4 protein-coding genes and 2 pseudogenes are annotated in these 4839 nt (G+C 38.8%); 1 reads left to right on the forward strand and 5 read right to left on the reverse strand.

The window, feature by feature from the left end; genetic code table 11:
- Nucleotides 1–181: hypothetical protein (locus AFK68_RS38575; RefSeq protein ID WP_210407337.1), on the forward strand; the 181-nt coding region annotated here is incomplete at its 5' end.
- Nucleotides 182–1060: 879 nt separating this feature from the next.
- Here the strand turns inward: AFK68_RS38575 and AFK68_RS44760 are convergent.
- The 5 genes and pseudogenes from AFK68_RS44760 to AFK68_RS38590 form a co-directional block, all read right to left on the reverse strand.
- Nucleotides 1061–1258, reverse strand: coding sequence for a zinc-binding dehydrogenase (locus tag AFK68_RS44760; protein WP_371357314.1), 198 nt, complete (start codon nucleotides 1256–1258; stop codon nucleotides 1061–1063).
- Between the two features lie 171 nt (nucleotides 1259–1429).
- Nucleotides 1430–1835 (reverse strand): annotated as a pseudogene (locus AFK68_RS41460) (zinc-binding dehydrogenase); the annotation flags it as partial.
- A 1-nt stretch (nucleotide 1836) separates the two neighbouring features.
- Nucleotides 1837–2568: pseudogene (locus AFK68_RS38585) on the reverse strand (alcohol dehydrogenase catalytic domain-containing protein); the annotation flags it as partial.
- 437 nt (nucleotides 2569–3005) lie between these two features.
- The gene (locus tag AFK68_RS10280; protein WP_094672622.1) at nucleotides 3006–4307 is read right to left on the reverse strand and encodes a dihydrolipoamide acetyltransferase family protein; all 1302 of its coding nucleotides are present in this window, start codon (nucleotides 4305–4307) and stop codon (nucleotides 3006–3008) included.
- A 248-nt stretch (nucleotides 4308–4555) separates the two neighbouring features.
- On the reverse strand, nucleotides 4556–4839 hold a 284-nt coding region (locus tag AFK68_RS38590), incomplete at its 5' end, for a hypothetical protein (RefSeq protein ID WP_210407339.1).

Raw genomic sequence — 4839 nt, forward strand, 5'->3', positions numbered from 1 at the left:
GAGTAGGGGAGTAGGGGAGAAATTAAAATGTATCCTCTCGATCGCCAAATATTTTATTTATACCATTACATCCGGACATGATATTAGAGAGTCAAAGAACAGTAAAAATAAGAATAATATACGCTCAGTTGTAAATCTCAAAAATGTTGATTTAGAGCGGAAAAAAGGGAAGGAGCAATAAAGGAAAAGAAAAAGTTTTTTTGACTAATTACCTAGAGTTGATTATAGGGTTTCTCAGGCTCATTAGATACACCTATATTTATTTCTATTTTATTCCCTATTTCCTGAAAAAAAACATAATATTTAGCCTAAAATCAATCTTTATTCTACCTCCTTCCATAATCCTTATTCAAAATTAAATAGGCTTTGCTGTTAAATATAAAAGCCTTTATATATAAATGTTTTGTAAGCATTCAGCTATTAGCAGTCAGCAGTCAGCTAATAGCCGAGCAAACCTACAGGAGTGATTAAAATTAGCTGGCTATCTTTATTATTTATATTTCACTTTTTGGAGATTAATTTCTCAAATACAAACTGCCAAACAGGATAAGTTAATAACTCATAGCTGTTTCGCTGCGCGACATGAAAAGCGCAGCTCCTCCGCAGGAGGCTGGCTGTTAGCGAAGNCCAAACAGGATAAGTTAATAACTCATAGCTGTTTCGCTGCGCGACATGAAAAGCGCAGCTCCTCCGCAGGAGGCTGGCTGTTAGCGAAGCTCCTCTGTTAGCGCAGCTCCTCCGCAGGAGGCAAGAGGCTAGCTGACGGCTGAATGCTTACAATGTTTTAGCCTTTTTAAGTCTGGAAAAAGTACAAGGTTTTCGTTCTAGGGAACTTAAAAAGTTAGGATTTTGGGTTGACTTATGGCTGAAAAATAAAGGGATAATTCTTCCTCCTACTAGCTCGAAATTTCCCATTCATTCTGACTCCTGTACAGGCGTTTTGCTGCGCGACATATAAAGCGGAGCTTTGCGTTAGCACATGGCCGTTTCGCTGCGCGACATGAAACGCCCCTACGACTCCTGACTCCTACCCTCACCCATAAGAATTTTTCAGCAAACCCTAAATAGTCAAAACAATCTTACCAATCATCGAGCCTCCTTCTAACATTCGATGAGCTTCCATTGCATCATCTAAAGCAAAAGTTTTATTAACATTAATCTTTAACTTTCCTTGGTCAAATAACCGCCCACATTGCTGTAAAATTTTAGCTTGATCCTCTTGAGCTTCCGTCAATCCTTTCATCATCGGAGTTAACATTAACTCTAACCCTATTCTGAGATTTCTTTGTCTAGCAACTTTCAAATTTCCTAAACTATAATTTGGCTCTAAAATTGTCACTAAATCACCATAAACTTTAACTGCTGGAATAGTATCATAAAAAACCTTTCCGCCAATAGTATCAAAAGCCAAATCTACCCCTTCTCCATNATTTCTTTGTCTAGCAACTTTCAAATTTCCTAAACTATAATTTGGCTCTAAAATTGTCACTAAATCACCATAAACTTTAACTGCTGGAATAGTATCATAAAAAACCTTTCCGCCAATAGTATCAAAAGCCAAATCTACCCCTTCTCCATTCGTCCAATCTAAAATAGCTTCTACAAAATCTGTATTCTTAAAAATCGCTAAATCTACACCTAAACTTTTAACAAAATCTGCTTTTTCTTCTGAACTAATAGTAGTAGCAACCTCAGCACCTTGTAATTTTGCTAACTGTATAGCCACATGACCAACACCCCCTGCACCACCATGAATTAACACCTTTCTACCAGCTTGCAAATTTCCCCTATCATATAAAGATTCCCAAGCAGTAATTAAAACTAATGGTGCAGCANGCTCTAAAATTGTCACTAAATCACCATAAACTTTAACTGCTGGAATAGTATCATAAAAAACCTTTCCGCCAATAGTATCAAAAGCCAAATCTACCCCTTCTCCATTCGTCCAATCTAAAATAGCTTCTACAAAATCTGTATTCTTAAAAATCGCTAAATCTACACCTAAACTTTTAACAAAATCTGCTTTTTCTTCTGAACTAATAGAGTAGCAACCTCAGCACCTTGTAATTTTGCTAACTGTATAGCCACATGACCAACACCCCCTGCACCACCATGAATTAACACCTTTCTACCAGCTTGCAAATTTCCCCTATCATATAAAGATTCCCAAGCAGTAATTAAAACTAATGGTGCAGCAGCAGCTTCAACAAAGGTTAAAGAACTTGGTTTTTTCGCTACAAATCTTTCATCTACAACAGCTAATTCTGCATAATTTCCAGCAGTTGCTCCTATGCCACTATTACAAAAATAAACCTCATCTCCGACTTTAAATTTTTGTACATTTTCACCAATTTCTGTTACAATACCAGCTCCATCACATCCTAAAATAGCTGGCATTTGGTCTGGGTAAAAAGTGCCACGAGTGCGTAATTTAGTATCAATAGGATTTACCCCGGCAGCTTTTAAACTAACTAATATTTCTCTATCATTTTCAATTACAGGGTTAGCAACTTGCTCTATTTGTAAAACTTCTGGTGCCCCTGGTGATGTCATTAAAACTGCTTTCATAATTGATTTTTTTAAGTAAGAAGGAAGAATTCATTAATTGATAATTGATAATTGATAATTGATAATTACCTCTGGTTAAAACCGCTCTTGATTGAAGATCAGGAAATATCCTAGCACTTTTTTTCCCCTTAAAAGGGGGAGGCTTTAAACCAGAATTATTTAATTATTAATTATTAATAATTCGGTAACAAGGAAGAAGGAAGAAGGAATGCTTTGTGTTTTATAACACTAATAAAAATTCATTGCGACTGGAACAGATGGAACAGAGTGGAATGAAAAAATCTCCTAAACCCCTGAGATTGCTTCCTCTTATCACAATGACAACTATTCAACCTGATTCTATATTAAGCCTGCCTTTTTAAGGGGATCAAAATAATCAACTTCAGTTATCAGTATCTCCTAGTTCAATAGGAGGTACTGATAACTGATAACTGAAACTACATAGTCAAAGACTGCGGGTTAGTTTCAATCAACTTCGCCAAATCTTGCAAGAAAGCAGCAGCGTCAGCACCATAAATAATTCGATGGTCACAAGTAATATTTACCTGCATTTGTCGCTTAACTCCAATCATCCCATCAGCAGTTGCCACTACTTGAGGTTGAGATGCACCAATAGCTAAAATCGAACCCTGACCAGGTGGTAAAATAGCATCAAATGTATCTACGCCAAACATTCCCAAATTAGATAGAGTAAACGTACCAGTGCTATACTCATCTGGTTGTAATTGTTTTGCTCGCGCCTTATCTACCAAACCTTTCCAAGTACGAGACAAAGAATAAATATCCATCTTGTCAGCATTTTGTAATACTGGTGTAATCAAACCACCATCTGGCATTGCTACAGCCACAGCAATATTAATCCCAGAAGGATACTGAATACCTTGATCCACATAAGCAGCATTCACTAAAGGATGTTTTTGTAAAGTCATTGCTACTGCTTTTGCCAAAATAGCAGTCATTGTCACACCCTTAGACTTAATCTGTTTGTACAGCCCATCCAAATTATCTGTGACGATCTTATAACCAACATGGAAAGTAGGCACAGATAAACTGGTCATCATATTCCGCACCACTGCATTTTGCAGAGTATTCATCGGCACAACTTGTCCAGGAGTTACGGTCGTAGGAGGTGCAGATGGTATCGGTGAAGGTGCTGGAATAGATGGTTGAGTAGGAATAACAGGAGTAGCAATATTCACTGTTGCAGCTACCGGGGTAGGAGTACGACCCGCCGCCATTTCCACATCCTCCGCTACAATACGACCGTGAGGACCACTACCTTTCAGGGAACTTAAATCCACCTTCAAGTCTTTGGCCAATTTTTTGGCACGAGGAGAAGCAATAACCCGTCCATTACGACGACTAGAATTATCTTGAACTTCTGTTGCTATAGAAGCGGGAGCCGTGGCAACAGCAGTTGCAGAGCTAGAAGCAGTCGCAGCAGCAGTTTCTTTCTTCTCTGTAGTCCCGCCTTGCTGTTTCGCTTGTTCAATTTCTGCTTCAGTTTCGGCCAACAAAGCAATGGCAGAACCAACTGGAGCAACATCTCCCGCTGCTACAAGTATTGTGGCCAAATATCCAGAGGAAAAGGACTCCACATCCATATCTGCTTTGTCTGATTCAACCACTAAAACTGTTTCCCCTTTTTCCACCCAATCACCGGGAGATTTTTGCCAAGAAACAATCTTACCCTCAGTCATGGTGGAACTAAGGGCGGGCATAAATATATCGTTAATCATGTTAGTTTTCCGTCGTTTTTTTTGTGGACAAATTGTTTAGATAGGATTCTATAGCGGTACGCGCAAGTCAGAAGTCAGAATTAATTCCTTACTGAGTTTAAGCATTTATAAATGTCAAACACCTATTTGCGTGATGCTATAGAAAAAGAAGTCAGGAGTCAGAATTAATTAGGGCTTGCTGATTAAAGATCAAAGCATTTACAGATAAAGGTTTTAGCCTTTTTAGCTCGGGAAAAAGTACCTAGTTTTCAGCTCTTTATGCACGGTTCCCGAAAAATCAAAAAGGAGGGCATTTTGGTCAAGGTCAAGAGAGTACCCCAAAAATTACTCCCGTAGGGACGTTTTGCTGATGGAAAGCGGAGCATTCCGGAACGGAGAACGCATTTTTGCCTGTGCAACGTCCCTACTACTCCCCTACTCCCTACTCCCCTTCCTCCTAACAAAACACGAGTTTCTCTAGCTGCAGCTTTCATTGCTGACTCTGGTGTACGGGAACCTGTTAGAGCAGCACTCAAATAACGTTGTAAAATAT

This window comes from Hydrocoleum sp. CS-953 (assembly GCF_002260545.1).
GTDB lineage: Bacteria > Cyanobacteriota > Cyanobacteriia > Cyanobacteriales > Microcoleaceae > Trichodesmium.

What these genes read in the sequence shown, in the direction of transcription:
- AFK68_RS10280 (WP_094672622.1), bottom strand. Translation starts at nt 4,307, where the DNA reads ATGATTAACGATATATTTATGCCCGCCCTTAGTTCCACCATGACTGAG.
- AFK68_RS44760 (WP_371357314.1), bottom strand. Translation starts at nt 1,258, where the DNA reads ATGTTAACTCCGATGATGAAAGGATTGACGGAAGCTCAAGAGGATCAA.